General features: G+C 71.2%; 24 protein-coding genes and 2 tRNA genes. 16 read left to right on the forward strand and 10 right to left on the reverse strand.

What is annotated here, in order from left to right:
- The first annotated feature begins 29 nt into the window (after window positions 1-29).
- Both OV207_RS23395 and OV207_RS23400 read left to right on the forward strand, forming a co-directional pair.
- Window positions 30-1,016, forward strand: coding sequence for a pyruvate dehydrogenase complex E1 component subunit beta (locus OV207_RS23395; RefSeq protein ID WP_120531808.1), 987 nt, complete (start codon window positions 30-32; stop codon window positions 1,014-1,016).
- A 3-nt stretch (window positions 1,017-1,019) separates the two neighbouring features.
- The gene (locus tag OV207_RS23400) at window positions 1,020-2,663 is read left to right on the forward strand and encodes a pyruvate dehydrogenase complex dihydrolipoamide acetyltransferase (RefSeq protein ID WP_267557361.1); all 1,644 of its coding nucleotides are present in this window, start codon (window positions 1,020-1,022) and stop codon (window positions 2,661-2,663) included.
- Between the two features lie 64 nt (window positions 2,664-2,727).
- On the opposite strand, the gene OV207_RS23405 is transcribed toward OV207_RS23400, so the two are convergent.
- Window positions 2,728-2,934, reverse strand: coding sequence for a hypothetical protein (locus OV207_RS23405; protein ID WP_267557362.1), 207 nt, complete (start codon window positions 2,932-2,934; stop codon window positions 2,728-2,730).
- Window positions 2,935-3,129: 195 nt separating this feature from the next.
- On the opposite strand from OV207_RS23405, the gene OV207_RS23410 reads away from it, so the two are divergent.
- Window positions 3,130-3,390 carry a DUF2795 domain-containing protein gene (locus OV207_RS23410; RefSeq protein ID WP_227027942.1) on the forward strand — a complete coding sequence of 87 codons (261 nt, stop codon included), beginning with the start codon at window positions 3,130-3,132 and terminating at the stop codon, window positions 3,388-3,390.
- 146 nt (window positions 3,391-3,536) lie between these two features.
- Window positions 3,537-4,694: a sensor histidine kinase gene (locus tag OV207_RS23415; protein WP_193429785.1), complete on the forward strand. Its 1,158-nt coding sequence runs from the start codon at window positions 3,537-3,539 to the stop codon at window positions 4,692-4,694.
- Here the strand turns inward: OV207_RS23415 and OV207_RS23420 are convergent.
- Window positions 4,666-5,244 carry a hypothetical protein gene (locus OV207_RS23420; protein ID WP_267557363.1) on the reverse strand — a complete coding sequence of 193 codons (579 nt, stop codon included), beginning with the start codon at window positions 5,242-5,244 and terminating at the stop codon, window positions 4,666-4,668. The genes OV207_RS23415 and OV207_RS23420 overlap by 29 nt on opposite strands.
- A gap of 72 nt (window positions 5,245-5,316) precedes the next feature.
- Between OV207_RS23420 and OV207_RS23425 the strand changes: the two genes are divergently transcribed.
- The gene (locus tag OV207_RS23425) at window positions 5,317-6,282 is read left to right on the forward strand and encodes a response regulator (protein WP_193429787.1); all 966 of its coding nucleotides are present in this window, start codon (window positions 5,317-5,319) and stop codon (window positions 6,280-6,282) included.
- A gap of 109 nt (window positions 6,283-6,391) precedes the next feature.
- Here the strand turns inward: OV207_RS23425 and OV207_RS23430 are convergent.
- The 4 genes from OV207_RS23430 to gltX all read right to left on the reverse strand — a co-directional run bounded on the left by OV207_RS23430 (window position 6,392) and on the right by gltX (window position 8,568).
- Window positions 6,392-6,463 (reverse strand) — tRNA-Glu (locus OV207_RS23430).
- Between the two features lie 76 nt (window positions 6,464-6,539).
- Window positions 6,540-6,610, reverse strand: a tRNA-Gln gene (locus tag OV207_RS23435).
- Window positions 6,611-6,671: 61 nt separating this feature from the next.
- Entirely contained in the window at window positions 6,672-7,079 is a 408-nt protein-coding gene (locus OV207_RS23440) for a hypothetical protein (protein WP_267557365.1), read from the reverse strand.
- Window positions 7,080-7,125: 46 nt separating this feature from the next.
- Window positions 7,126-8,568 carry a glutamate--tRNA ligase gene (gene gltX / locus OV207_RS23445; RefSeq protein ID WP_267557366.1) on the reverse strand — a complete coding sequence of 481 codons (1,443 nt, stop codon included), beginning with the start codon at window positions 8,566-8,568 and terminating at the stop codon, window positions 7,126-7,128.
- Window positions 8,569-8,657: 89 nt separating this feature from the next.
- On the opposite strand from gltX, the gene OV207_RS23450 reads away from it, so the two are divergent.
- From OV207_RS23450 to OV207_RS23465, 4 genes are read left to right on the forward strand one after another with little or no spacing between them, the layout of a single operon-like run.
- Window positions 8,658-9,257: a hypothetical protein gene (locus OV207_RS23450; protein WP_267557367.1), complete on the forward strand. Its 600-nt coding sequence runs from the start codon at window positions 8,658-8,660 to the stop codon at window positions 9,255-9,257.
- Window positions 9,257-10,150 carry a myxosortase-dependent metalloprotease, MXAN_2677/MXAN_2678 family gene (locus OV207_RS23455; RefSeq protein ID WP_267557640.1) on the forward strand — a complete coding sequence of 298 codons (894 nt, stop codon included), beginning with the start codon at window positions 9,257-9,259 and terminating at the stop codon, window positions 10,148-10,150. Before OV207_RS23450 ends, OV207_RS23455 begins: the two co-directional genes overlap by 1 nt.
- Window positions 10,147-11,121 carry a myxosortase-dependent metalloprotease, MXAN_2677/MXAN_2678 family gene (locus OV207_RS23460; protein ID WP_267557368.1) on the forward strand — a complete coding sequence of 325 codons (975 nt, stop codon included), beginning with the start codon at window positions 10,147-10,149 and terminating at the stop codon, window positions 11,119-11,121. Before OV207_RS23455 ends, OV207_RS23460 begins: the two co-directional genes overlap by 4 nt.
- Window positions 11,122-11,130: 9 nt before the next feature.
- Window positions 11,131-11,850, forward strand: coding sequence for an HAD family hydrolase (locus OV207_RS23465; RefSeq protein WP_267557369.1), 720 nt, complete (start codon window positions 11,131-11,133; stop codon window positions 11,848-11,850).
- Between the two features lie 33 nt (window positions 11,851-11,883).
- On the opposite strand, the gene OV207_RS23470 is transcribed toward OV207_RS23465, so the two are convergent.
- Window positions 11,884-13,932, reverse strand: coding sequence for a TonB family protein (locus tag OV207_RS23470; RefSeq protein ID WP_267557371.1), 2,049 nt, complete (start codon window positions 13,930-13,932; stop codon window positions 11,884-11,886).
- 245 nt (window positions 13,933-14,177) lie between these two features.
- Here OV207_RS23470 and OV207_RS23475 point away from each other — a divergent pair, with 245 nt between their 5' ends.
- The 6 genes from OV207_RS23475 to OV207_RS23500 are packed head-to-tail and all read left to right on the forward strand — an operon-like array spanning window position 14,178 to window position 21,391.
- Window positions 14,178-14,741: a chemotaxis protein CheW gene (locus OV207_RS23475; protein ID WP_267557373.1), complete on the forward strand. Its 564-nt coding sequence runs from the start codon at window positions 14,178-14,180 to the stop codon at window positions 14,739-14,741.
- Complete coding sequence (locus tag OV207_RS23480) at window positions 14,738-16,198, forward strand: CheR family methyltransferase (protein ID WP_267557374.1); 1,461 nt, start codon at window positions 14,738-14,740, stop codon at window positions 16,196-16,198. The genes OV207_RS23475 and OV207_RS23480 overlap by 4 nt, the downstream gene beginning before the upstream one ends.
- Window positions 16,199-16,230: 32 nt before the next feature.
- Window positions 16,231-17,838, forward strand: coding sequence for a methyl-accepting chemotaxis protein (locus OV207_RS23485; protein ID WP_415835084.1), 1,608 nt, complete (start codon window positions 16,231-16,233; stop codon window positions 17,836-17,838).
- Complete coding sequence (locus OV207_RS23490) at window positions 17,835-18,248, forward strand: response regulator (RefSeq protein WP_120531825.1); 414 nt, start codon at window positions 17,835-17,837, stop codon at window positions 18,246-18,248. Before OV207_RS23485 ends, OV207_RS23490 begins: the two co-directional genes overlap by 4 nt.
- A 4-nt stretch (window positions 18,249-18,252) precedes the next feature.
- Complete coding sequence (locus OV207_RS23495) at window positions 18,253-18,834, forward strand: chemotaxis protein CheW (RefSeq protein WP_193429797.1); 582 nt, start codon at window positions 18,253-18,255, stop codon at window positions 18,832-18,834.
- 16 nt (window positions 18,835-18,850) lie between these two features.
- Window positions 18,851-21,391, forward strand: coding sequence for a hybrid sensor histidine kinase/response regulator (locus OV207_RS23500; RefSeq protein WP_267557375.1), 2,541 nt, complete (start codon window positions 18,851-18,853; stop codon window positions 21,389-21,391).
- Window positions 21,392-21,484: 93 nt separating this feature from the next.
- Here OV207_RS23500 and OV207_RS23505 read toward each other — a convergent pair whose 3' ends face one another.
- From OV207_RS23505 to OV207_RS23515, 3 genes are all read right to left on the reverse strand, one after another.
- Window positions 21,485-21,694, reverse strand: a complete 210-nt coding sequence (locus OV207_RS23505; protein WP_193429799.1) for a hypothetical protein — start codon at window positions 21,692-21,694, stop codon at window positions 21,485-21,487.
- Window positions 21,691-22,326, reverse strand: coding sequence for a hypothetical protein (locus OV207_RS23510; protein ID WP_267557376.1), 636 nt, complete (start codon window positions 22,324-22,326; stop codon window positions 21,691-21,693). The genes OV207_RS23505 and OV207_RS23510 overlap by 4 nt, the downstream gene beginning before the upstream one ends.
- A 125-nt stretch (window positions 22,327-22,451) precedes the next feature.
- Window positions 22,452-23,411 (reverse strand): histidine kinase dimerization/phospho-acceptor domain-containing protein, encoded by a 960-nt coding sequence (locus tag OV207_RS23515; protein WP_267557383.1) that lies wholly within the window; start codon window positions 23,409-23,411, stop codon window positions 22,452-22,454.
- Window positions 23,412-23,690: 279 nt separating this feature from the next.
- Between OV207_RS23515 and OV207_RS23520 the strand changes: the two genes are divergently transcribed.
- Window positions 23,691-25,766, forward strand: a complete 2,076-nt coding sequence (locus tag OV207_RS23520) for a heparinase II/III family protein (protein ID WP_267557385.1) — start codon at window positions 23,691-23,693, stop codon at window positions 25,764-25,766.
- The last annotated feature ends 16 nt before the right edge of the window (window positions 25,767-25,782 follow it).

Consider the following 25,782-nt stretch of genomic DNA (forward strand, 5'->3'; position numbering starts at 1 on the left):
CCTTTCGAGTTCGAGTTTCGGAGCCGACGATGCCCGAGTTGATGTATCGCGAAGCGTTGAACCAGGCGCTCGCCGAGGAGATGGAGCGCGACGCCAATGTGTTCCTCATTGGCGAGGAGGTGGGTCGCTACAACGGCGCCTTCAAGGTGTCCCAGGGCCTGCTGGACAAGTTTGGCAGCGCGCGCATCATCGACGCGCCCATCAGCGAGCTGGGCTTCACCGGCCTGAGCGTGGGCGCCGCCGCCGTGGGCCTGCGCCCGGTGGTGGAGATGATGACGTGGAACTTCGCCATCCTGGCGATGGACCAGATCGTCAACAACGCGGCCAAGCTGCGCCACATGAGCGGCGGCCAGCTGAGATGCCCCATCGTGTTCCGCGGCCCGGGCGGCGCGGGCGGCCGGCTGTCCAGCCAGCACAGCCAGTCGCTGGAGGCCAACTACGCGCACTTCCCCGGCCTGAAGGTCATCGCGCCGGCGACGCCCGCGGATGCCAAGGGCATGCTCAAGAGCGCCATCCGGGACGAGAACCCGGTCATCATGTTCGAGGGCGAGCGGCTCTACGCGCTCAAGGGCGAGGTGCCGGAGGGTGAGCACATCGTCCCGCTGGGTGTCGCGGACGTGAAGCGTGAGGGCACCGACGTCACGCTCATCACCTGGAGCCGGATGTACTACTTCTGCATGGAGGCCGCGGAGGCCCTGGAGAAGGAAGGCATCAGCGTGGAGGTGCTGGATCTGCGCACCCTGCGCCCGCTGGACGAGGAGGCCATCCTCAAGAGCGTGCGCAAGACGAACCGCGCGGTCATCTGCGAGGAGGGCTGGGCGCTGGCCGGCATTGGCGCGTCCGTGGTGGACCTCATCCAGTCCCAGGCGTTCGACGAGCTGGACGCGCCGGTCGTGCGCGTCACCGGGCTCGATGTGAACATGTCGTATGCGGCGAATCTGGAGAACGCGACCCAGCCGGACGCGCCCAAGATCATCGCCGCCATCAAGAAGGTCCTGTACCGCGAGGGAGCCTGAGCGATGGCGACGCCCATCCAGATGCCCAGCCTGTCCCCGACGATGAAGGAGGGGAAGATCGTCAAGTGGCTGAAGAAGGTCGGCGACAAGGTCTCCTCCGGAGACGCCATCGCCGAGGTGGAGACGGACAAGTCCAACCTCGAGGTCGAGGCCTTCGACGACGGCTACCTGCTGCAGATCTCCGTGCCCGAGGGCGAGGTCGCGACGGTGGGAGCCCCCATCGGCTACCTCGGCGCCAAGGGCGAGAAGGTCTCCGGCGGAGCCCCGGCTCCGGCGGCCGCCGCGCCCCCGAAGGCCGCGGCCCCGTCCGCGCCCAAGGCGGAGTCGCCCGCCGCGAAGCCCGCCCAGCAGGCCCCCGCCGCTGGCGGCGGTGAGGGCATCGCCATCCTGATGCCCTCGCTCTCCCCGACGATGAAGGAGGGGAAGATCGTCAAGTGGCTGAAGAAGGCCGGCGACAAGGTCTCCTCCGGGGACGCCATCGCAGAGGTGGAGACGGACAAGTCCAACCTCGAGGTGGAGGCGTACGACGACGGCACGCTCGCGCGCATCGTCGTGAACGAGGGCGACCTGGCCACCGTCGGTGCGCCCATCGCGTTCCTAACGCCCAAGGGCGCCAAGGCCGGGGCCTCCGCTCCGGCGGCCGCGCCCGCCGCGCCGAAGGCCGCACCCCAGGCTCCCGCCGCCGCGGCTCCGTCCGCGACCGCCGGGGGACAGGGCGGCGCGCCGCGCCGTGAGGCCGCTCCGACCGCGAGCGGGGGAGGCCGGCTTCGCGCCAGCCCCCTGGCGAAGCGCATCGCGCAGGAGCGCGGGCTGGACCTCTCCCAGGTGCGTGGCTCCGGTCCGCTCGGGCGCGTGGTGAAGCGCGACGTGGAGCAGGCGCTGGGGCAGGGCCTGACGAAGGCCCCCGCCCAGGCGGCCCCGGCGAAGAAGGCCGGTGCGCAGCCCGAGGCCCGCGCCTTCGGCACGCGTCCGGAGCCGCAGTCCGTGCCCATGTCCTCCATGCGCAAGGTGATTGGCCAGCGCATGTCGGAGGTGAAGCCCGGCGTGCCGCACTTCTATCTCACCGTGGAGGTGGAGATGGAGGCCGCGGTGAAGATCCGCGAGGAGGCCAAGGCGCTGGACGTGAAGGTGTCCGTCAACGACATCATCGTGAAGGCGGCGGCCATCGCGCTGCGCCGCTCCCCGAAGATGAACGTGTCGCTCCAGGGCGACCAGGTGCTGCACTACGGCACCGTGGACGTGGGCATCGCGGTCGCCATCGAGGACGGGCTCATCACGCCCATCATCCGCGACGCGGACCTCAAGGGCCTGCAGACCATCTCCGCCGAGTCCCGCGACATGGCGGAGCGCGCCCGCAAGCGCGCCCTGAAGCCCGCCGAGTACACCGGCGGGTCGCTCACGGTGAGCAACCTGGGCATGTACGGCATCGACCAGTTCATCGCCGTCATCAACCCGCCCCAGTCCGCCATCCTCGCGGTGGGCGCGGTGGCGGAGAAGGCCGTGGCGCGCGACGGACAGGTCGTGGTGCGCAAGGTGATGACGGTGACGCTGTCGGGTGACCACCGCGTCATCGACGGGGCTACCGGCGCGGAGTACCTGCGCGAGCTGAAGGGCCTGCTGGAGCACCCCACGCGGCTGCTGTTCTAGCGGTCGAGCGGCCGCCCGCCCTTTGCCCCCGTGCGTCATGCACGGGGGCAGGGGAGGGCGCTGGCTACTCCCGCGTCTTCTCGTCCGCTTCGACGTCCTCTTCCAGCTTGCGCTGCGCGTCGGTGACGCTGGCCTGGTCCGCCCGCTTCGTGTCGGTGTCCAGCTCCGCCTCGTGGTCCTGCGAGCGGCCCTGGATGCCGGGCCACGGGTCCGGGCGGGTCGCCTGGACGTGCTTCACGGCCTTCGGGTCCTGATGCTTCTTGTCCGCCATGTGTCACTTCCTCCCCCCGGAAGTCGGGGCGTGAAGGGCCTTGTCGTGGCGGTACGGTGGGATGCCCACGCCCCTGTGGCCACCCGGAGGCGTGTGGGCGGGGAGGGCTCGCCTGCCTGACTCCCTTCGGATGGCGAAAAAAGATCGGCAGGCGGCGCGGTTCGCTGCTTAACTTCTCACTCAATGAACGACGACATGACTCGCGAGCGCCTGGGGCTTGGACTGCGGGAGGTGGAGCCTTCGCCGGTTCCCCTGGTTCCGTCGGTGTCCCTGGCGCACTCACTGCAGCAGGCGCTTCACGGCGCCGTGTTCCCGCTCACCGCGGAGCAGTTGACGTGGGTGGCGCGTGAGAACGAAGCGCCGGCGCACGTGGTGTCACTGCTGGGCTCGCTGCCACGGGGGCGTTTCTCCTCGGTGGAGGCCGTGGCCCACGCCCTCGAGGACACCGCCGGCTGAGTCGGGGATGGCCCCCGGTTTGACTTCCACCGCTCGCTTCCGGGCGTGGGTGGAAGCTACCCCCAGGCGCGCGGTCGGACGCGCGCGGTATCTTCGCGCGACCAGCCTGCCTTCCGGATGAGGAAGCCACGGTCTGGAGGAGCTCCATGAACGCCTCGGACCTGCCCGCCGTGCTGTACGTGGACGACGACGCCCTCAACCTGAGGGTGTTCGACGCCAACTTCGGGCAGAAGTTTCGCATCTTCCGGTGCTCGTCCCCCAACGAGGCCCTGGCGCTGCTGGAGCAGCGGCGCGGGGAGATTGGCGTGGTGCTGTCGGACCAGCGCATGCCGGGCATGACGGGCGTGGAGCTGCTGGAGCGCGCCCGCACCATCGCGCCGGACGCCAAGCGCATGCTCGTCACGGCGTACGCGGACATGCAGGCCGTCATCGACGCGGTGAACCGCGGTCAGGTGACGCGCTACTTCGTGAAGCCGTGGGACCGCGCGGAGCTGCTGGCGGCGCTGGAGGACGCGCTCAAGATTGCCCGGCTGGAGCTGCGCATCCGCGAGGTGGAAGGCCGGATGATGAAGTCCGAGCGTCTGGCCACGCTGGGGCAGGTGACCGCCGGCATCGCGCACGAGCTGATGGGCCCGGTGGGCTACCTCACGCAGAACGTGTCCTCGCTCCAGCGCGACATGCAGCGGGTGGTGCAGTACGTGTCGCGCCACCTGGCGACGGACCCGGACGCGGAGGTGTCCTCCACCATCGAGGACCTGCCGGCGCTCATCAAGGACCTGTCGGAGGGCGCGGGCCACCTGAGGGAGGTGGCGCTGGGCCTGAGGACGCAGGCGCGCGGCGAGGACCTGGAGGCCACCGCGGACGTGGCCGAAGTGGTGTCCTTCGCGGTGAAGCTGGCGCGGGCGGAGGTGCGGGACAGGGCGCGTCTGACGAGCAGCGGCGACCCGGTGCGCATCATCTTCGGGCCGGTGAAGCTGTGCCAGGTGCTGCTCAACCTCATCGTCAACGCCGCGCAGGCCATGGAGGGCACGGGCCGCACGGGCCGCATCGACGTGCGCTGGGCGGCGACCGAGTCCGACGTGGTGCTGTCGGTGGTGGACAACGGCTGCGGCATCCCCGCCGCCCTGCAGGAGCGCGTGTTCCAGCCGCTCTTCACCACCAAGCCCGTGGGCGTCGGCACGGGCCTGGGCCTGTCCATCTGCCGGGAGCTGGTGACGCAGTTCGGAGGCCAGCTCCGCCTGTCGTCCACGCCGGGCGAGGGGACGGAGATAGAGCTCACCTTCCGGCGAGCCCCGCCCCCTTGAGCCCGAAGGCGTTGTGCAGCAGGCGCCACACCCGGTGGAGGGTTTCGCCTTCCTGGGGCCGCACGCCCCGCACCAACAGTGCGCGCTGGGGCGCTTCTTCGGGGCCGTACTCCACCACGAGTGAATAGCGGCCGCCCGGAGGCTGGACGATGTGCACCGCGCGCACGTCGTCGAAGGGCAGCGTCTGCGTGCGGGCGGCCCCGGGCGCCCAGGCGAGCGTCTCCAGCCGCAGCGACTCCGTCTTGAAGTGCAGCACGAAGCGGCGGCGCTTGAGCCGCGCCTCCAGCACGAGCGCCCCCACGACGAGCGCGCCCGCGAGGCCCAGCAGCAGGGACGCGGCGCCGGGAGTCCGGGCCGTGTCCAGCACGAGCATCACCATGCCCACGACGGTGCTCACCCCGGCCAGCCCCAGGCACAGCGAGGGCAGGACCCGCAGCGTCCAGGGCGGCGGCAGGGACTCTCCCACCAGCCGCCCCCCGTCGTAGAACAGCCGCACGTCACCCAGCAGCGGCGGCACCCGGTTCTCCCGGAGCGCGTCTTCGAAGCTCACTCCCTGAGCATAGGCACACCACCGTGTTCCCACCCTCGAAGTTGGACGTGAGCTGTGCGATCCTCCCAATTCATGGATCTCCCGTTCGAGACCGGTGCAGGTGAAGGGGAAGGGCGGGGGACGCTCGCCTCGAAGGTGCTGTTGGTGGATGACGAGCCGGTGGTGCTCGACATCTGCGTGCGCCTTCTGGGGCGCGAGGCGGACCTCGTCGTGTTCCCGGTGGGCAGTGCGGAAGAGGCGTTGACCCTCTTGAGGGACCAGCGCATCGACGTGTTGGTGACGGACAAGAACCTGCCCGGCATGGGCGGGGTGGAGCTCATCTCGGAGGCGCGCCGGATGCAGCCCGCGCTGGAGGCGGTGATGATCACCGCCTACGCCAGCTCCGAGTCCGTCATCGCCGCGTTCGCCGCGGGCGCCAGCGACTACATCCTCAAGCCCTTCGACGACTTGCGCGTGCTGCGCGCCAAGGTGCGCGCCGCGCTGGAGCGCCGCACCGAGCGCGTGCGCACGCGCAACGGCGCCCGTGAGATGGCCCGTCAGGCCGCGGCGCTGCTGGACGCGGGCCGCGACGCGCCAGAGCCCGCGCACGTGGCGCTGGAGTCGGAGCTGCGCAACTACGAGGAGACGGTGCGCCTGGTCCAGCACGGCAGCGTGGCCGTGGTGGGCAGCAGCGAGGCCGTGAAGGTGCTGAAGGAAGCGCACTTCGAGGTGCTGGACCTGCCGCCTTACTCCCCCCAACTGGAGAGCGCGGACGTGGTGGTGGTGGAGACCGGGGATCCGCAGTGGCGCACGCTGGCCGAGCGCCTCCAGGGGCGCTCTCCCGACGTGGTGCTCCTGGCCGGCGCGGACGCCGACCTGAGCGACCTGCTGGAGGCCATCACCCTGCGCATGGACCTGGTGGGCTACGGCCAGGCCAACGCCACCCGTGCGCTGCCGGACAAGGTGCGCATGCTGCTGATGCGCCGGGGCATCCAGCGCGCCCAGGAGAAGCTCACCGCGGCCCTGGACACCTTCCGCCAGAGCATCACGTCGGCCTGAGCCCGGGGGCGGGGGCGGCGCTTCCGCCCCTTCCCGCGGCGCCGCGCCTGCCATCCCAAGCCCGCAAAAGCGAAACGCCCACCTTCTTTTCAGAAGGTGGGCGTCTCAGTGACCCTGCCGGGATTCGAACCCGAGTTTGAGCCGTGAGAGGGCTCCGTCCTAACCACTAGACGACAGGGCCGACTTTCCTACAACCGCGCCTTTGCTGCCGGCGCTTCCTACATTTTCTGGTTGCTGACGTCAACCAGGAACTTCAGCTGGGGAACTAGGATTCGAACCTAGATAAGCAGAGTCAGAGTCTGCTGTCCTGCCGTTAGACGATTCCCCAAGGACCTGCGGGACCTGCGACTTCGGGCGCTTCTACTACCCACTTCTCTGCTCGACTTCAACTACTTCGTTTTCCTGACCGGCTTCGTTTCTTTCTTCGCCGGTTTGGCCGCCCCCTGCAGCGGGACGATGTAGATGCGAACCTCTTCGTTCGCCTCGTAAATGTTCAACCCCTCGAAGTTCTTCCCCGACGGGTTGCTGATGTGCACCGCCTTGACGCCCGGCTGGTTGACGATCGACCGCCTCGGGTAGTTCGAGGACGGATAGACCGTCTTGTAGTAGTCGAGCGTCGCCTCGTAGTCGCGCGATGCCCGGTACCGGTTTTCGCCCACCTTCTGGACGCCATCCGGGAGTTGGGCGCCGTTCACCACGTCGGCGCCCGACGCCGTTGCCCAGAGGGCGAGCAGCACCACCCCGAGCGGGCGCGCCTTATAGAAATGGGGTCGCAGGCTGTCAAGCGGTCGCGTCATCGCCGGCCAAGATAGGGCCCGGCGACGCCCGCGTCCACCGTCAATCTCACCCGCCGCGCGCGAGCGCCGCGTCGATGCGCCGCAGGGCTTCCTCGCGCCCCGCGAAGAGCAGCGTCTCACCGATGCCGGGGCTGGTGGTGTTGCCGGTGATGGCGACGCGCAGGGGCTGGGCCACCTTGCCCATGCCCACGCCGGCCGCCTCGCTCACCGCCTTCACCACGCCATCCAGCAGCTCCACCGTCCAGGCGGGCAGCGCCTCCAGCCGCTCCCGGGCCTGGCGCAGCAGGCCCAGGGAGTCCCCGGTCAGGTGCTTGGCGGCGGCCTTCTCATCCAGCGTCACGCCTGAGCGGAAGTAGATGGACGCGGTGTTCGCCATCTCCTCCAGCGTCTGCGAGCGCTCGCGCAGCGCGACCACCATCGGCTCCAGCCGCGCGTCGCCCCGGGCCTCGAAGCCGCGGGCGTCCAGGAAGGGCAGGAGCCGCTCCGCGATGACGGCGGCGGGCAGGCGCTTGAGCCACTCCTGGTTGAACCACTTGAGCTTGACCGGATCCCACACGCCGGAGGTGCTGCCCACGCCGTCGAAGTCGAACCACTCCACCATCTGCTCGCGGGAGATGACCTCGTCGTTGCCGTGGCTCCAGCCCAGGCGGATGACGAAGTTGAGCAGGCCCTCCGGCAGGATGCCGGTGCGCGCGTGGAGCATCACGTCCGCCTCCGGGTGCTTGCGCTTGGAGAGCTTCTCCCGATCCGGCCCCAGGATGAGCGGCAGGTGCGCGAACTGGGGCGGAGTCCACCCCAGCGCCTGGTAGAGCATCAGCTGGGGGAAGGTGGAGTTGATGTGCTCCTGGCCGCGCGCCACCAGGGAGATCTCCATCAGGTGGTCGTCGATGACGCAGCCGTAGTTGTAGAGCGGGATGCCGTCCGCGCGCATCATGACCCAGTCATCCAGGTCCGAGTACGGCTTGGTGATGACGCCCAGGACCTTGTCGTCGTACGACACCTTGCCGTCGCCCGTGGGCATGCGGAAGCGGATGACCGCGTCCTCCAGCTTCCTGCCCTCCGGCGGGGCCTTCAGGTCGTAGCAGGTGCCCTCGTAGCGGTAGGCGCGCTTCTCCTTGTCCGCCACCTCACGCCGGGCCGCGATCTCCTCGCGCGTGCAGTAGCAGCGAAAGGCCTTGCCCTCGGAGATGAGCTGGTCGGCGTGGGCGCGGTAGGTGTCCAGCCGCTGGGTCTGGAAGTAGGGGCCGAAGCCGCCCTCCTTGCCGGGGCCTTCGTCCCAGTCCAGGCCCAGCCAGTTGAGGCCGTCCAGGATGGCCTTGACCGACTCCGGGGTGGAGCGCTCCTGGTCCGTGTCTTCGATGCGCAGGATGAAGGTGCCGCCGTAACGCCGCGCGTAGAGGTAGTTGAAGAGCGCGGTGCGGGCACCGCCGATGTGGAGGTATCCAGTAGGTGACGGAGCGAAGCGGACGCGAGGTTTGGACGGGGCCATAGGACAGGCGCGCGATAGCAGGAGGACTGCACGAGGGTCAACGCAAGCCGCCCTCTTGGAGTTAGGCTTCGCGGCCAAGGAGACTTCACATGTCGATTCGACACGCAGTTCGCACGCTGGTGCTGGCCGCCCTGCTCGGGGGGCTGCCGGTGGGGGCCACGACGATGCTGCGCGCGGACCTTCCCCAGATGGCGCAGGCTTCCGACGCGGTGGTGCAGGGCGTCGTCCGGCGCGTGCAGAGCCGGTGGAGCGGCGACAAGCGGCGCATCGTCACCGACGTGGAGATCGAAGTCACCGAGTCCCTCAAGGGCGAGCCCGGCGGCACGGTGCTCGTCACCCAGCCGGGAGGCCGGGTGGGCGACATCGGGCAGGTGGTGGGCGGGCTCGCCACGTTCTCCGAGGGCGAGGAGGTCGTCGTCTTCCTGGAGAAGAAGGGCGCGGCGGCGTTCCAGCTGTCGGGCATGGCGCAGGGCAAGTACCAGGTGCGGCGCTCCGCTTCCGGCTCCGGTTCGGACGTCGGCGCCATGGCGGTTCCGGCCCCCACCGGGGACGCGGTGCTCGTCGATCCGAAGACGCATCAGGAGAGCGCGTCGAACGCGAAGCCGGTGACGCTCGCGCAGCTCAAGAGCGCCATCCGCGCGGCGCTCCAGGCGCAGCAGGCCGTGCCCGCGAAGAAGGGGGCGAAGTGATGGGCGCGCTCGCGTCATGGGTGGTGTTGGCGGTGGCGCTGGGGCAGAGCTCCGCGCCGTACGTGCGCAGCCGGGTGACGCCCGGGGATGCGGCCACGCAGTGCCTGTACTGGACGCAGAACCGCGTCGTCTGGCAGCAGAGCACCGTGGGCAACCAGAAGGTGACGAACCACACGGAGTTCAAGGCCATCTCCGACTCGTTCCAGAGCTGGCAGGACGTCTTCGCCAACTGCGGGAACCTGACGCTGGCGGAGGGCCCGCGTGTCGACAGCCGGACGGTGGGCTACGCGCGCACCGGCGACAACATCAACCTCATCCTCTTCCGCAGCCGGAGCTGCCGGGATGTCGTGGCCCCCACGGACGCGTGCTTCGCGGACGACACCTGCGCGAACACCTACGACTGCTGGGACGACAGCAACGGCACCATCGCCATCACGCTGACCACCTACGACGAGCGCACCGGCATCGTCTACGACTCCGACATCTCCTTCAACGCCGCGGCCTTCAACTTCACCACCGGCAACGGCGGGCCGTGCGGCATCGTGGCCAACCCGGACTGCGTGGAGACGGACGTGCAGAACACGGCCACGCACGAGGTGGGCCACTTCGTCGGCCTGGACCACACGCTGGCGACCGGCTCCACGATGAACCCCAGCGCGCCGCCGGGCGAGGTGTCCAAGCGCATCCTGGACACCGGCTCGAAGTCCTTCGTGTGCGCCGCGTACCCCAGGGGCAGCGCGAGCCAGCCCTGCATCCCGCTGCCGCCGGACCCCAATGGGGGCGGGGACGATGACGACGACGGCTGCTCCGCGGCGACGGGGGGGCTGGCCGTGCTGCCGCTCCTGGCCGCCGCGTCGCTGCTCGCGCGCCGCCGCCGTCGGGGGATGCGGTGAGTCGTCACCTCCTGCTGCTCGCGGTGCTCCTGGGCGCGCAGGTGGCGGGGGCGCAGCAGGACTCCAGGCGCACGCTCGTGCCGGGCCGGCCGCTGTGCCTCGTGTGGCCGGGGCGTGACTACGTCTACCACCTGGACGTGGCCGGCAGCACGCGCGCGCCCGACGCCACGGAGTTCTCCGCCATCGAGGCCGCGTTCGACGCGTGGCGTGCGGTGTCCGCGACGTGCAGCGACTTCCGCTTCATCCGGGGCGACGACTGGCGACGCACGGTGGACATCGGCTACGACGAGGAACACCCCTTCGACAACTACAACGTCGTCACCTTCCGTGAGCGCAACTGCCAGGACGTCGCCCCCGCGGACGACGTGTGCTGGGCGGACGAGACGTGCGGCAACGTGTACCAGTGCTGGGCGCACGGGGGCGCCACCATCGCCCTCACCACGTCGTCGTTCAGCTTCAAGGACGGGCGCGTGGTGGACTCGGACATCGAGCTCAACGCGGCGGAGACGGCCTGGGGGCCCACCTTCTTCTTCACCACCGTCAACGGTCCGCCGTGCGGCGCTGACGGGCCGGCCGCCACCTGCGTCGCCATGGACGTGCAGAACACGATGACGCACGAGATTGGCCACGTCGTCGGCCTGGACCACGTCTTCTCCGCGGGCTCCACCATGGAGGCCACGGCCTCACAGGGGGAGACGTCCAAGCGCATCATCGACGCGGGCTCCGCCGCCGGCTTCTGTGCCATCTATCCGCGCGGCCTGCCCCCCACCCAGTGCCGCGTCCCGGAGGATCCGGGCCTCAAGCTGGTGGCGGAGGGGAAGGGCTCCGGCTGCGGGGCCACCGCGGGAGGGCCCGGGGTGGCGGCCCTGCTGCTCTGGGCCACGGCGCTCCTGCGACGTCGTGGGGGCCAGCGCGCGGGGGGCCTGCCTCCCGGCTCGCTCCAGGCTGCCCGGGAATGGCGACGCGGTTAGACTGTGGGCGTGGCTGTCGCCTTCTTCGACCTCGACCGGACGCTGCTCGCCGCCAACTCGGCGTCGCTGTGGGTGCGTCGCGAGCTGTCGCTCGGGCACATCTCCCGGTGGCAGGCGCTGCGCGCCAGCGTGCTGCTGGCCCGCTATCACCTGGGCTTCGTGGCCATGGAGGACGTGCTGCTGCGCGCCACGGCCCTGCTCACGGGCTCGGAAGCGCGTGAGCTGGAGCTGCGCTCCGAGGACTTCTACACGGCGCTGGTGCGGGGGCAGTACCGGCCGGGCGCCCTGGCCGCGCTGGAGGCGCACCGCCAGGCAGGCGACCAGCTGGTGCTCCTGACGGCGTCCTCCAGCTACCTGTCCGAGCTGGTGGGGCGCGAGCTGCGCCTGGACGGCGTGCTGTGCAACCGCTTCGAATTGGACGCGGAGGGGCGACACACCGGCCGCCCGCTGGGCCGCATCTGCTTCGGCGAGGGCAAGCGGCACTACGCGGAGGCCACCGCGAAGGCGGCGGGCGTGCCGCTGTCCGAGTGCGCCTTCTACACGGACTCGTACACGGACCTGCCGGTGCTGGAGGTGGTGGGGCGTCCGGTGGTGGTGAACCCCGACCACCGGCTGCGGCGCGCGGCCCGGCGGCGGGGCTGGCCGGTGGTGGACTGGGGCGTGCCTCCCGGAGGCGCCGCCTCGTCCGTCCCACCCTCGCCGCCGCTGCTGCCCTCCACCGGTCCCTGAGGCCCAGGGACGCGGCGGGGGCTGGCCGCGGCTTCAGCGCTTCGGGGCGACGAGGCGCATGGTGAACGTGTAGTCCACGTTCACCGGACGGCCCTGGTACTGGATGGGCTTGTAGACGCGGGACTGGAGCGAATCCAGCACCGAGCGCTCCATGTGCTGCACCATCTTCAGGACGCGGCAATTCTCCACGCGGCCCTTGGTGGTGATGGTGCAGCGCACCGCCACGAGCCCCTCCGACTTGGTGGCGAGGGCTTCGCGCGAGTAGGCCATGGACCGGCCCTCCTCCAGCATCACCGGGCGCTCCATGCCTTCGTTGAAGGGGATGACGGCGTCGGCCCGGACGGGCGCCAGCGCGCCGGTCGTCAGCGAGGGCACCGCGAGGCTGCCCGCGGCGCTCACCTGCACCGTCGCGGCCGAAGCGCCGAGCGCGCCCGCGGACGTGTCGCTCGCGGTGGCGGGCACGGCGGCGTTGGCCGAACTCGCCTGCATCATCACCGGCGCGGCCAGGCCGCCCGGCGTCGCGGGGGCCACGTTCTCGAAGTCCTCCGGGGTGGTGGCGTTGTTCAGCTCCACGCGGCCCGGACGCTCCGAACCGCCCCGGCGCTTCGACAGCTTCTGCGACAGCACCACCTCGCCGGAGCCGCCGGTGACGACCGTCTCCGTCTGGTAGCCCTCCATCACGAACGTCAGCTCCGCGGTGATGCTGCCCTCGTTGCCCAGCGGCAGCTCCAGGATGAAGGGCGTGGTGCCCTTCTCCTTGCCCTTGTGGAAGACGCGCGCGCCGGACGGCTGGCTCATCAGCCGGAAGCGCACCTTGCCCGCCGCGGGGGCCGCCTGGGCCTCCGCCACCGCCGGCTGGGCGGGCGCGGCCGCCTGGGCCACCGGCTGCGCGGGCTTGTCCTCCGAGCCGCCGCGCATGAAGAACAGCAGCGTGCCGACGAGGCCCGCCACCACCACGCCACCGACGAGGCCGCCCATCAGGAGCGTGCGCTGGCGGGCGCGCTGCACGTCTTGCGGCACCTCCACGCTGATGTCCACCGCGAGCCCGTCGTTGCCGTCGTGGTTGCCCACGTTGGCGAAGATGGGGGACGCGTAGGGGCCCGTCGTCGGCGGAGAGGGGTAGGGGCCGGTGGTGCTGGCGCCGCCCATCCGGCGGAACACGCCGCTGTTGCCGCCTGCGGACATGTGCGCCTCGCGCAGGCCCTCCAGCAATTCATCCATCGTCTGGAAGCGCCGGGACGGCTCCTTCTCCAGACAGCGGCGCACCACCATCTCGATTTCCGGCGGCACCGCGAGGTCCGGGCGCACGGCCTGGAACGTGGGAGGCGGTTCCTTGTAGTGGGCGAAGATGAGCTCGATGTGGTCGCGCGCGATGAACGGCGGGCGGCCCATCAGCATCTGGAAGAGCATGATGCCCAGCGAGTACACGTCGCTGCGCGCGTCGGCCACGTTGCGCGCCTGCTCGGGCGCCATGTACTGCGGCGAGCCCAGGAACGTGCCGTTCTGGGTGATTTCAGGGCTGACCGGCCCCTCCTGCGGCGCCACCGACTTCACGAGCCCGAAGTCCAGGACCTTCACCAGCTCCTGATCCGACTCGCTGAGGATCATGATGTTCGCGGGCTTCAGGTCGCGGTGGATGATGCCCAGGCTGTGCGCCTCGCGCAGCGAGCGGCACACCTGCTGCGCGACGGACACCGCGCGCATCCATGGCAGCGGGCCCACCTGGCCCAGCACCTGCGCGAGCGTGCGGCCCTCCAGGTACTCCATCGCGATGTAGTAGATGCCGTCGTCCGTCTGCCCGTAGTCGATGACGGTGACGGTGTTCGGGTGCCGCAGCTTGGACGTCAGCGACGCTTCCCGGAGGAAGCGCTTCTGGAAGCCCGGGTCGCGGCTGCTCGGGAAGTTGGGGTTGAGCACCTTGAGCGCCACCACGCGCTCCAGCGGTGCCTGCAGGGCGCGGTACACCTTGCCCATGCCGCCCACTCCAAGGGGCTCCAGAATGCTGAAGCGGCCGTTCAACGTCCGGCCGATGAGCGGATCCGTTCCCGGGGCTTCTGGGCTCGGGGAATCGCTCTTGATCATTCGTGTCCCCTGGATGCTTGCAGCATGGTTTCTCCGGCAATCACGACAGGTCCTCATCCAAGCACAGTTCCACGGTCGGGCGCACCCCAAGGGGGTCCAGAATCCACCACGTCGGGGCAACACCGACCCGGCGCTTGAGGGCAGGGCCCGGGCGGGCAACTTCTGGCTGCCCCGCATTGCGTTGGACGGGCCTCCCGGTTTACGGTTTTTGTCCCTGCCCGCCTTGTGGTGGGCGGAGTTCCCTGATGGCCGAAACCCCCAAATCCCCCGTTCAACCCCAGGTCCGCCGGGTCTCCGTGCAGCAGCGGCTGACCGCCTTGGAGGCGGAGCAGGTGCTGCTGCGGCAGGAGCTTGCCTCCCTGCAGGGCGAGCTGCGTCTGCCCGGCCTCTACCTGACCGTGGAAGCAGGCAACACGTCCGCGCTGGTGCCTGCCCGGCTGGTGCGCGAGGTGGTGCGGCTGGTGGCGTTGGATCCGCTCCCCGGCGCGCCCGCGCACGTGGCGGGGACGTTCGTGTACCGCGGCAGCCCGGCGGTGGTGGTGGACCTGGCGCGGATGCTGGGCGTCAAGCGCGTGCCGGACCTGGACTCGCACCTGGTGGTGGTGGAGACGGGCCGCACGGTGGCGCTGCTGGTGGACCGCGTGCGCGACCTGGTGGAGACGCCGGTGCTGCTGGACGGCACTCCGGGCGGCGAGGAGGCCCTGCCGTGGGACGGCACCGGGCTGATGGCGGGGCTGTGCCGCACCCCTGAAGGCCTGCGTCCGCTGCTGCGCACGAGCGCCGTGCTGACCGGGATGGAGGGCCTGTGAGCGACGGGCTCCTCGACGACGCCACGCTCGCGAAGGTCGAGGAGGTGCTCCAGGGCGCCTGCGGCCTGACGCTCGCGAGCAGCCTGCGTCGCTCGTTGGAGCCCGCGCTGTCCCGCGCGGCGCTGGCGCGGGGCCTGTCGGAGGTGACCTTCCTGCGCCAGTTGCTGCTGCGCGAGCCGGTGGCGGTGGAGGCGTTCATCGAGCACGCCGTCATTGGCGAGACGTACTTCTTCCGCCACCCGGAGCACCTGCGCGCGCTGGCGTCGCGGGCGCGCGTCCACCCGGGCACGTTCCACGTCTGGAGCGCGGGCTGCGCGAGCGGCGAGGAGCCCTACAGCATCGCCATGGCGCTGATGGCCGCGGGGCTGGGGGACGGTGGGCGCTTCCGCGTGCTGGCGACGGACGTGTCGGGCCGGGCGCTGCTGCGCGCGAAGACGGCCGTGTACAGCCCGTGGTCGCTGCGCCGCATCGAGCCGGACCTGGAGCGGCGCTTCCTCACCCTGCTGCCGGGCCAGCCGGGCCAGGATCCGCAGCACGGCGTGGTGCCGGAGGTGATGCGCGCGGTGGACTTCCGCCGCCACAACCTGGCCACGGACGCGGTGCCGTCCATGGGGTTCCAGGCCATCTTCTGCCGCAACGTCCTCATCTACTTCACGCCGGAGCTGGTGCGCGTGGTGCTGGCGCGGCTGGTGTCCGCGCTCGCGCCGGGCGGGCTGCTCTTCGTGTCGCCCGCGGAGGTGCCGCTCACCAACGGGCTGGGGCTGGAGACGCTGGACGCGGAGGGCACGCCCGTGCTGCGCGTGCCGCTGGAGCCGTGGCCCGCGCTGGAGGCCGCGTCCGCGCACGCGCGCCGGGACACGCCGGTGTCCCTGACCGCCGCCGCGCTCCGCCGGGACACGCCGCCTCCGGCCAACGTGGTGCGGCTGGAGTCGCGCCGTCCCGCGCCCGCGCCCGCGTCGCGCCCTCCCGTGCCCCCGGCCGCGGCGTCCGTGGCAAGGCCGCCCCCGTCGCCCCCGCCTCCTGGCATGGCGAAGGCCCGGCCCGGAGACGAGAACGGCCTGCTGACGCGCGCGCTGGCGGCGGCGCAGGCGGGGAACTTCGAGGACGCCGAGGCCCTGGCGCGCGAGGCGGCCCGCTCGATGTGCCCGGAGGCCTACCTGCTGCTGGCGATGGTGGCCGAGGCGCGGGGCGACCTGTTCGCGGCGGTGGAGGCGGTGCGCAAGGCGCTGTACCTGGAGCCGCAATTGGCGATGGGACATGCGACGCTGGTGGCGCTCTACAGCCGCCTGGACCGGCGCGACGAGGCGGAGCGCGCGCGGCAGAACGCGCTGCGTGCGCTGGATGGATTGGATGACGAGCACCCGCTGCGAGGGGTGGAGACGACGATGACCGCGGGCGGGCTCCGACAGGCGCTCTCTCCGCGGCCTTCGCAGGTGGGTTGGCAGGGCGCGCGCTGACGGCGTCCGTCCGGACGTGAGGTGGAGACAACGTGGAAGTGCAAGGGATGAAGGTGGCGCTGCCCGAAGGGCTGGACTCGGCGCGGCTCAGCCTGCGGACGAAGATCCTCGTCGGCACGGGCATGTTCGGCATCGTGCTGGTCGGCATCCTGACCTTCGCGTTCTGGATGCAGATGAGTGACGGCCTGCTGGACGAACTCACCAAGCGCTCGCGCGCGGTGGGGCTGGCCATGGCGTTCAACGTGGCCGCGCCCACCGCCGCCCAGGACGCGGCGGCGCTGCAGCAGGCCACCGACATGGCCCTCAAGAGCATGCCGGACGTCGCGTACATCGTCGTGCGGGACGCGTCCGGCAAGGTGCTGGCGCGCGCGTCGGGCGAAAGCTTCGCGAGCGCCACGGCGGTGGAGCCGGCGGACGGCGACGCGGCGGTGGACCGCCAGCTGACCGTGGGCACGCTGCCCGTGGTGGAGACGACGGCGCCCGTCCTCTTCGCCCGGCCGGGGGCCACGGCCCTGCGCGTGGGCACCGTGCAACTGGCGGTGGACCGCGCGGCGCTGGTGGCGTCGCTCTCCTCGAGCACCTGGCGCACGGCGGGCATCGGCCTGCTGGTGCTGGTGGTGGGCCTGCTGGCGGCGGCCGGCATGGCGGGCCTCTTCATCGTGCCGCTGGAGCGGCTGGCCCGCGCGGCGGTGGGCATCGCGGCGGGGGACCTGCGCCAGCAGATCGACACCGCCGGGACGGACGAGATTGGCGAGCTGGCGCGCAGCTTCGCCACCATGGCGGACGCGCTGGCGCACCTGCTCCATGACCTGCGGGGCGCGGCGACGGACCTGGAGTTCGAGGCGGCGAACGTGCTGGCCACGTCCACGCAGCAGTCCGCGATGGCGCACCAGCAGGCGTCCGCCATCAACGAGACCAGCACCACCGTGGCGGAGATCGCCCAGACGTCCAAGCAGGCCACGTCCTACGCGGACGCGGTCATCGCCCAGACGCAGAAGTCGGAGTCGCTCAGCGCGGAGGGCCAGAAGGTCGTCACGGAGAGCGTGACGGGCATGGAGAAGCTGGGCGAGCAGGTGAAGGCCATCGCCCTGGCCATCACCGACCTGAACGAGCGCACGCTGCAGATCAGCGACATCATCGGGCAGGTGAAGGACGTGGCGGAGCAGTCCAACCTGCTGGCCCTCAACGCCTCCATCGAGGCGGCGAAGGCGGGCGAGCACGGCCGCGGCTTCGCGGTGGTGGCCACGGAGATGCGCACGCTGGCGGAGCAGTCCCGCATGGCGGCCGAACAGGTGCGCGTGCTGCTGGGCGAGGTGCAGAAGGGCACCCGCGTGGCGGTGACGACGACGGACGAAGGCAGCAGGCGGGCACAGGCCGCGATGGAGCTGGCGCGCAGCGCTGGCAACACCATCCTGGGACTGTCGGAGGTCATCCGGGAGTCCTCGGGCGCCGCGCGGCAGATCGCCGGCAACACGCGGCAGCAGACCATCGGGGTGGAGCAGATCGCCACGGCGATGGGCGAACTGACTTCCGCCATGAGTGATTCGGTGGAGGGCACCCGGCGCATCGAACAGGTGGCCGGCAACCTCTCCACCTTGTCGAAGCGCTTCTCGGATCTAGTGGGCAGGTACCAGCTATGAACAGCAACGTGACGGGCGGGGCCAAGAAGGCCGCAAAGGTGCTCATCGTGGAGGACACGAAGACCATCACCAACCTCCTCCAGGTGTACCTGATGGGCTGGGGGCTGGACTTCGTGGACGCGCCCAACGGCGCGGTGGGGCTCAAGCGGGCGCGCGAGCAGAAGCCGGACCTCATCATCTCCGACGTGCAGATGCCGGAGATGGACGGCTTCGCGCTGTGCGCCGCCATCCGCAGCGACCCGAAGCTGAGCGAAACGCCCTTCCTGCTGCTCACGTCCCTGAAGGACGACGCGAGCCGGCAGAAGGGCAAGCTCGTGGGCGCGAGCGCGTTCCTCAACAAGCCGGTTTCGGTGGATGATCTGCGCTCGAAGGTGCGGGACTTCCTCAAGCTGCCGGCCACCAAGTACTAAAGCGATGCCAGCCGACGACCCCAATTTCCAGCCCATCGACTTCGAGGAGCTGAAGGCTTCGCTCGACGCGGCGCAGATGCTGCTCGAGGGGGGCCAGGTGGTGAGCGCCCACAGGCGGCGCGAGGTGCTGCACACGCGCGCGGTGGCGCTGGCCAACTCGCGTCACGAGACGCGCCAGGAGGTCGTCACGGTGCTGGCCTTCCAGGTGGGCGGCGAGCGGTACGCGGTGCGCATCGAAATGGTGGACCACGTGCTGGAGGCGCGCGGCATGTGCGCGCTGCCTGGGGCGCCGCGTCACGTGCTGGGGGCGCTGGTGAGCCGCTCGCGCATCGTGCCGGTGTTGGACCTGCGGCAGCTGCTGGGGCTGGAGGGCGGCGGCATGTCCGACCTCAGCAAGGTGCTGGTGGTGGAGGTGGAGGACGAGGCGTTCGGCCTGGCGGCGGAAGTGGTGGATGGACGCAAGGAGCTGCCGCGCGCGGAGCTGTCCCAGCCGCCGCCGGGCCCGTTCCTGTTCCTGACGCCGGACCGGCTCACGGTGCTGGACCTGACACAGCTGGGCAACCCGGCGGCCGCTCGACGCGGCTAGAGGGGACTGGGGTTTCATGGATCCGCAGTTGTTGCGCAGCATCTGGCCGGTGTTCGCCGCGGAGACGCGGGAGCAGATTCAAGCCATCGGGTCGAAGGTGCTGGGGCTGGAGCAGCCGGCCACCGCTCGCGAGCCGGACCTCCTGCCGTCGCTCAAGCGCGTGGTGCACAGCCTCAAGGGCTCCGCGGCCAGCCTGGGACTCGACGACATCGAACGCATCGTCCACGCCATCGAGGACGGGCTGTCGCACGTCAACGTGGAGGAGCCCATCTCCCGCACCGCCGTGGAGGCGATGCTGCGGGGCCTGTCCGCCATCGAGAACGCCCTCAACCGGGGCGATGCGGGGGAGCAGCCCGTGGTGGACGGCGTCCAGGCGCTGCTCCAGGCCCTGGGCCATGGCGACGCGGCGACGGCGGCGTCGGACGACGGCCCGGACTCCGGCGCGCTGGGTTCGGAGGGCTTGAAGATCCTCTCCGCGCTGGAGGCCGCGCTGGGCCGGCTGGTGTCTCCCAAGGTGGAGGACCGGGCGGGCGCGGTGCGCGCGGCGGTGGAGCGGGCGCACGCCCTGCGCCAGAGCGCGGAGGCCGCGCAGGCGGAGCAGGTGGCGTCGCTGGCGGAGGCCGCGGCGCTGGGCTTCACGCGCATGGAGGAGGGCGGGGACGCGGCGGGGCAGGCGGCGTCGGAGGTGGCGGGCGCGCTGGTGGACCTGCGGGTGGCGCTGGGCCTGTCGGAGGACCCGGGCGAGGCCCCGTCCTCGGCTCCCGCGCCCATGGCGACGCCGGTGGTGCCGAAGCCCGCGGCGCGCGCGACGGCGGCGTCCGAGGCGCGGGGCGGGGCGGTGGACCGCGCGGTGCGCGTGTCGGTGAAGACGCTGGACTCGCTCGCGCTCCAGGTGGAGCACCTGGTGGCGGGCCGCGCGCAGCAGGGCCGGCGCACGGAGGGCTACCGCGCGCTGACGGATCAGGCGCATGAGGTGCTGCTGCACCTGGAGCGCGTCGCCTCGCAGCTCGCGCTGTCCGGCGGGGGGACGGCGCTGGAGCAGCTGCGCACGGGCGTGAACCTGATGCGCCAGATGCAGAAGCGCCTCCTGGAGCAGGCGAAGGAGGCGCACCGCGACGGCGAGCAGCACGCGCTGGTGGCGCAGGTGGTGCGCGACGACCTGCGCGACCTGCGCATGGTGCCGGCCTCGCAGGTGCTGGAGCCCCTGCGGCGCACCGTGCGCGAGACGGCGTCGCGGCTGGGCAAGGAGGTGGTGCTGGAGCTGGGCGGCACCGACGTGCGGTTGGACCGGCGCATCGTGGACGCGCTGAAGGATCCGCTCGTGCACCTGGTGCGCAACGCCATCGACCACGGGCTGGAGATGCCGGCGGCGCGGCGCGCGGCGGGCAAGCCGGATTCGGGCCGGCTGACCGTGCGCGTGGAGGCGCGCGGCACCCGCATTGGCGTCATCGTGGAGGACGACGGGGCGGGCCTGGATCCGGTGCGCGTGCGCGCGACGGCGGTGCGCCGGGGCCTGATGAACCAGGAGGCGGCGGACAAGCTGACGGACGCGCAGGCCGCGCGGCTCATCTTCCAGCCGGGCTTCTCCACGCGCGACGAGGTGACGTCCACGTCGGGCCGTGGCGTGGGCCTGGACGTGGTGCTGGCCACCGCGCAGCGGCTCCAGGGCTCCGCGGACGTGGAGTACACGCCGGGCAAGGGCACGCGCTTCATCGTGGACCTGCCGCTCACGCTGGCGGCCGCGCTGGGCCTGCTGGTGCGCACCGGCAACACCATCACCGCGATCCCCTCCGACACCGTGAAGCGGGTGCTGCGGCTGGACCGGGACGACATCGGCACGGTGGCCGGACGCGTGGTGGCGCGGCTGGATGGCGAACAGCTCACGTTCCTGACGCTGTCGGAGGCCATCGGGTTGCCCCGCCTGGAGCTGGCGCTGGAGTCCGGGCGGCGGCAGACGGCGGTGCTGCTGGCGCTGGGGGACGAGCGCGTGCTGTACGCCATCGACGAGGTGGTGGGGCAGCAGGAGCTGGTCGTCCGGGCGCTGGGCAAGCACCTGCAGGGCGTCCCCCACCTGGCGGGCGCGGCGGTGCTGGACGACGGCCGCGTGGTGCCGGTGCTCAACGCGCTGGAGCTCTTGCGCGCGGCGAAGCCGGACATGCGCTCGGCCGTGGGCGAGACGAAGATGCCGCGCATCCTGGTGTGCGACGACTCGCTCACGACGCGCTTCGCGATGAAGTCGCTGCTGGAGATCGCCGGCTACCCGGTGGTGACGGCGGCGGACGGCGAGGAGGCCTGGTCCGTGCTGGACCGCGTCCACTGCCAGCTCGTCGTCAGCGACTGGCAGATGCCCCGGCTGGACGGCGTGGGCCTGGCGCGGCGGATGAAGAGGCACCCCATGTTCCGCCGCACGCCCATCATCCTGGTGACGTCGCTGGACAGCCAGGAGGACCGGATGGAGGGCCTGGAGGCCGGCGCGGACGGCTACCTCGTCAAGCGCGAGGTGGAGCGCGGCAAGCTGCTGGACCTGGTGCGGCAGCTGCTGCCGACCTCGGGCTGACCGCCCGCGCGCGGGGCGGGCACGAAAGACGACGCCCCGTCCCCGCGCGAGCGTTGGGACAGGGCGTCGGTACGGCCCGGGGGGGCGGACACGTCACTTCGACGGACGGCTCCAGGCCTTGGGCCAGTCGTCGAACTGCGCGACCTCCTGCTCCCCGACGAGCAGCGTGTACATGGACTCCTCGGGGAAGTCGCCGATGCGGATGCGCAGCTCCTGCCCGTCCGCCTTGGCGCGCAGCGGGTGCAGCACGTCCGTCGTCTTCACCCATTCCAGCTTCTGCTTCAGGAGTTGCTCACCGTTCATAGCTTGGCCTGCGGATTGGCGAAGTGGTTGTTCACGGTCTGGTTGGTGCGCTTCGAGCTGTCGATAAGGCTCTGGTAGACGTCGTCCCCAGTCAACCCCTTCGCCTTGGCGCCCTTGACCAGCTGGTCGAAGGAGGGCCCGTCCAGCCGGCCGTAGGTGAAGAAGTCACGCGCCTTGAGCATCATGACTTCGAGCGGGTTGCTCATGAAGCTGCGCGCCTCCAGGCGGGCCTCGTGGCGGATCTTCACCGCCGCCTTCGCGCGGTCCTCCAGGGACGCGCCCTGCGCCGCGAGCTTCGCGTCGTTCGCGGGGATGCTGGCGACCTTCTGGTTGTACCAGTTGCGGATCTCGCTGTTGGTCGTGGGCTTCTTCACCGGGGCCGCGTCCGGGCCATTCACCCGCGCGGCGCCGTCCGGGTCGCGCGGACGCGTGCGCGACGGGCCGCCCGTCACGTCCGCGGGCTGCGGCCGCGCGGGCGGGGGCGCCGAGTTCGAGCGCGTGGGCCGCGTCGGGGACGACGTCGTCGTCGTGTTCGGCTTCGAATCCACGGAGTTGCTGCGGCGCGGAGGCGGGGACGACGGCGCCGAGTCGGACTTCGTGGAGCGGACGCTCGAGTTCCGGGAGAGCTTCATGGGGGAGGCCTTCGAGGGTAGGAAGAAATACAGCTTTCCCTTTTATCGCAGTCACGGGTAGGCGAGTTGCGACCTCTGCCTACCTTTCGTGCGAAGCCCTGACGTCTCCCTGCAATCCCGCACGCTTAGCGGTGGGCAGGCACGGCGAAGACCTCATCCCGCGGACAGCGCAGGGTGATTTCGAGCCGGGGCTCCCGCTGCACGGCCAGCGTGCCTCCCAGGCGCCCTGCCAGGTGGCGCAGCACGGACTCGGTGCGCGGGGGCAGGGGCGTGCCCGGACAGGCCTGGACCCGCAGCTGCCACTGGGACGCGTCCGGCGCGGGGCCCAGGTGGACGTCCACGGCCACGGCGTTGGCGGTGCTCCGGGCCACGGTGCGGGTGAGCAGCTCCCAGTCCGCGCGGGCGCCCTTGACGCTCACCGGCTGCTGCGCCGGCAGCGTCAGCAGGGGCGGCCCCCGGCGGCGCCCGGGCGTGGGCGCGAAGGCGCGCTCCAGCACGGGGCGCAGGTCGTCCAGGCCCGGGGCCAGGGGTGACAGCCGCCGGTCGATGAGCTCCTTCTGCTCCGTGCCGGACTTCGCCAGCCGCTCCAGGTAGCGCTGCATCTGCGCGTTGAGCGGCCCCGCGGTGCCCTTGAGCATCATGTCCACGTAGCCCCGGATGACCATCAGGGGCGTGCGCAGGTCATGCGCCGCGCGGGAGCGACGCTTCTCCAGCGTCACCACCGTGCGCTCCAGGCGCAGCTTCGCTTCAAGCAGGCGCGCCTGCCGCTCGCCCTGGGCCACCTCCCGCGCGTGCGCCTTGAGCAGCGCGGGGGCGAACGCATTGAAGCGCGCGACCACGTGGCGCTGGGACGTCGTCAGCGGCGCCGGCCAGATGTGGAGGGCGGCGTTTCGCGCGCCCGGCTTCGTTGTCGCGTCGTGATGCGCGGGGGGACGCCCCACCTTCATCACGCACGCCCGTCCTTCGTAGAGGGCCGCGCCGGTAGCGCCGGTCAGCCGCAATGTCGCCTTCAGGAGGGCCTCCAGGCCCGCGCGCGTTCCCTTGCGCAGCGCCTGCTCGGCCACCGCCGTCAGCGTCGTTTCCACCCTGGCATCGAGGTCGTCCTCGATGCGCCGCCCCATCCAAGCCCCAGCCCGCACGCGCCAAGGAATGGCCATGCCCCGGTGGAGGCGCAACGGGTTCCCGTGCTGGGAACTTCGCGCGCCGCGGGTCGGCAATCCTTTCTCCAACGTGATCGGCAGAAGCGGACATTTTTACCGCCGTTCGGGTGCCCCACCTGCGCCAACCCCTTGCTCCCATTGGGAAAAGGTTTTGGCCGGGCCCTTGCTATCAGCCCTCCTCGTCAGGCGGTCCGGAAGGGGCGGATGGGAACTCTCGAGTACTACGCGGCGATTGCTCGGATGGCGCCAGGGGCCCTGGCGAAGAGCGCGGTCCGCCGTGTCCAGGGTGTCGCGCGGCAGGCGCTCTACCGCCGTCGCGAGCAGGTGGACGAGGCCCAGTTGCTGGAGTCCTTCGGTGCCACCCGGGCCGAGGAGCTGGTGTCGCTGGCGCTGGATCACCGCTCCTCGCGCGCCTGGTGCGAGGTGTCCCAGCGCGAGTCCGTGCGCGCCGCCATCGCGAAGCTGCCGGGCGCGCAGGAGCGCACGCAGGCCCGCGCGGCGCAGGCGCTCAAGCAGGAGTGGAACGTCTTCGGCACGCCGGTGTCCTTCGGCGAGGGCCGCCCGGTGGACTGGTCGTTGGATCCGCTGAGCGGTGAGCGCTATCCCGTGGAGGCCGTGGAGTCGCTGCGGCTGCTCGTGCCGGGCATGGATCCGAAGTACCCCTGGGTGATGGGCCGGCTCGACAGCGTGGTGGCGCTGGCCCAGGGCGCGTGGGTGACGGACTCCGCCGAGGAGCGCTCGCGGCTGGCGACGGCGTTCGTCGCGCAGACGCTGGACTTCCTCCAGGCGAACCCCGTGGGCATGGGCGTCCACTGGACGTGCCCCATGGAGATTGCCCTGCGCGCGGCCAACGTCGCGCAGGCGCTGGTGATGTTCGCGGACGCGCCGCGGGTGCGCCGCCCGGAGTTCCTGGTGCCCGTGCTGGGGGCGCTCGCGGAGCACTGCGCGTGGGTGGAGGCCCACCTGGAGGACCACGGCGCGGTGCCCAACAACCACCTGGTGTCCAACCACGTCGGGCTGGCCGTGGTGGGCCTGCTGTTCCCGGAGCTGCCGGGCGCGCCCCGTCAGGTGGCGCTCGCCGTGAACGGGCTGCGCGCGCAGATGGACGCGCAGGTGCATCCGGAGGGCACGTCCTTCGAGGGCTCCATTCCCTACCACCGCCTGTCGGTGGAGCTGTTCACGCTGGCCTTCGTGGTCGCGCGCGGCGCGGGCGTGTCCCTGGGGCCGGCGTACGAGGCGCGTCTGCGATTGATGTATGTCGCGTCGCGCGCGTGGTCTTCCGAAGCGGGCCTGGCGCCGCAGGTGGGCGACAATGATTCGGGCCGCGTGTTTCCCTTCCAGGACCGGGATGATCGCGAGCAGGGCTATCTGTCCGGCCTGGGCGCGGCGCTCTTCAACGACGCGGGGCTGTCCGGCGGCGTGTTCCCGGACGAGGCGGCGTGGCTGCTGGGCAGCGCGGGCCTGACGCGTTTCCTCGCGCTGCCCGTGGCGCCGGCGCCCGTGTCGGTGAGCTTCCCGGAAGGTGGATTTCACACCTTGCGCGGCGCTGGGGTCGTGCTCACTGTCTCGGCCGGAAAACAAGGGCAACGGGGCGTCGGGGGACACAGCCACAACGACAAGCTTTCCTTCGAGCTCCATGTCGACGGCCGCCCCGTCATCGTCGACCCGGGAACCGGTTCGTACACGCGGGATCCGGCGCTGCGCAACGCGATGCGGAGCACCGCGGCGCACAACACGCTTCAGGTGGATGGGGCCGAACAGGCCCCGCTGGATCCGGCGCGGTTGTTCGCGCTGCCGGAGGACGCACGGGCTCGCGTCGTGGCCTTCCAGCCCGGCGCGCGGCATGACCGGCTGGTGGTGCGCCACGACGGCTACCGCCACCTGGCGTCGCCGGTAGGCATTGAGAGGACCTTCCTCCTGGACCGGCACGTTCGCGCGCTGGCCGTGGGAGACCGGCTCATCGGTACGGGCCGTCATGAAGTGGTGGGACGTTTGCATCTGCCCGATGGGCAGGCGCGGTGGTGCGAGCCCGACGCGGCGGTGCTGGCGCGGGCCCAGCGCGTGCAGGAAGGACCTCAATCCTTCGAGGCACGGGCTGTCGAGATTGGACCGGCGCGGGCGCCCGTGGGTTGGGTGCTGCTGGAGCGGGGGTTGGAGACCTCGCTCGTGCCGTCGAAGTACTCGCCCGGGTATGGGCGGGTGGTGTCGTCGGTGTCGGTGGAGTTCCGGAGGCAGCAGACGCCTCCGGCGAGGCTGGGGTGGGTGTTCGTCTTCAGGTGAACGGTGTGGGTCGGGA

This window comes from Corallococcus sp. BB11-1 (genome assembly GCF_026626625.1).
GTDB classification, from domain to species: Bacteria; Myxococcota; Myxococcia; order Myxococcales; family Myxococcaceae; genus Corallococcus; species Corallococcus soli.

Excerpts from the sequence above, each read along its gene's own strand:
- OV207_RS23520 (WP_267557385.1), top strand. The coding sequence starts at position 23,691 with ATGGGAACTCTCGAGTACTACGCGGCGATTGCTCGGATGGCGCCAGGG.
- OV207_RS23415 (WP_193429785.1), top strand. The coding sequence starts at position 3,537 with ATGAACGCCTCGGACCTGCCCGCCGTGCTGTACGTGGACGACGACGCC.
- OV207_RS23450 (WP_267557367.1), top strand. The coding sequence starts at position 8,658 with ATGTCGATTCGACACGCAGTTCGCACGCTGGTGCTGGCCGCCCTGCTC.
- OV207_RS23440 (WP_267557365.1), bottom strand. The coding sequence starts at position 7,079 with ATGACGCGACCGCTTGACAGCCTGCGACCCCATTTCTATAAGGCGCGC.
- OV207_RS23400 (WP_267557361.1), top strand. The coding sequence starts at position 1,020 with ATGGCGACGCCCATCCAGATGCCCAGCCTGTCCCCGACGATGAAGGAG.
- OV207_RS23405 (WP_267557362.1), bottom strand. The coding sequence starts at position 2,934 with ATGGCGGACAAGAAGCATCAGGACCCGAAGGCCGTGAAGCACGTCCAG.
- OV207_RS23500 (WP_267557375.1), top strand. The coding sequence starts at position 18,851 with ATGGATCCGCAGTTGTTGCGCAGCATCTGGCCGGTGTTCGCCGCGGAG.
- OV207_RS23490 (WP_120531825.1), top strand. The coding sequence starts at position 17,835 with ATGAACAGCAACGTGACGGGCGGGGCCAAGAAGGCCGCAAAGGTGCTC.
- OV207_RS23505 (WP_193429799.1), bottom strand. The coding sequence starts at position 21,694 with ATGAACGGTGAGCAACTCCTGAAGCAGAAGCTGGAATGGGTGAAGACG.
- OV207_RS23510 (WP_267557376.1), bottom strand. The coding sequence starts at position 22,326 with ATGAAGCTCTCCCGGAACTCGAGCGTCCGCTCCACGAAGTCCGACTCG.
- OV207_RS23410 (WP_227027942.1), top strand. The coding sequence starts at position 3,130 with ATGACTCGCGAGCGCCTGGGGCTTGGACTGCGGGAGGTGGAGCCTTCG.
- OV207_RS23395 (WP_120531808.1), top strand. The coding sequence starts at position 30 with ATGCCCGAGTTGATGTATCGCGAAGCGTTGAACCAGGCGCTCGCCGAG.
- OV207_RS23475 (WP_267557373.1), top strand. The coding sequence starts at position 14,178 with ATGGCCGAAACCCCCAAATCCCCCGTTCAACCCCAGGTCCGCCGGGTC.
- gltX (WP_267557366.1), bottom strand. The coding sequence starts at position 8,568 with ATGGCCCCGTCCAAACCTCGCGTCCGCTTCGCTCCGTCACCTACTGGA.
- OV207_RS23425 (WP_193429787.1), top strand. The coding sequence starts at position 5,317 with ATGGATCTCCCGTTCGAGACCGGTGCAGGTGAAGGGGAAGGGCGGGGG.
- OV207_RS23455 (WP_267557640.1), top strand. The coding sequence starts at position 9,257 with ATGGGCGCGCTCGCGTCATGGGTGGTGTTGGCGGTGGCGCTGGGGCAG.
- OV207_RS23470 (WP_267557371.1), bottom strand. The coding sequence starts at position 13,932 with ATGATCAAGAGCGATTCCCCGAGCCCAGAAGCCCCGGGAACGGATCCG.
- OV207_RS23495 (WP_193429797.1), top strand. The coding sequence starts at position 18,253 with ATGCCAGCCGACGACCCCAATTTCCAGCCCATCGACTTCGAGGAGCTG.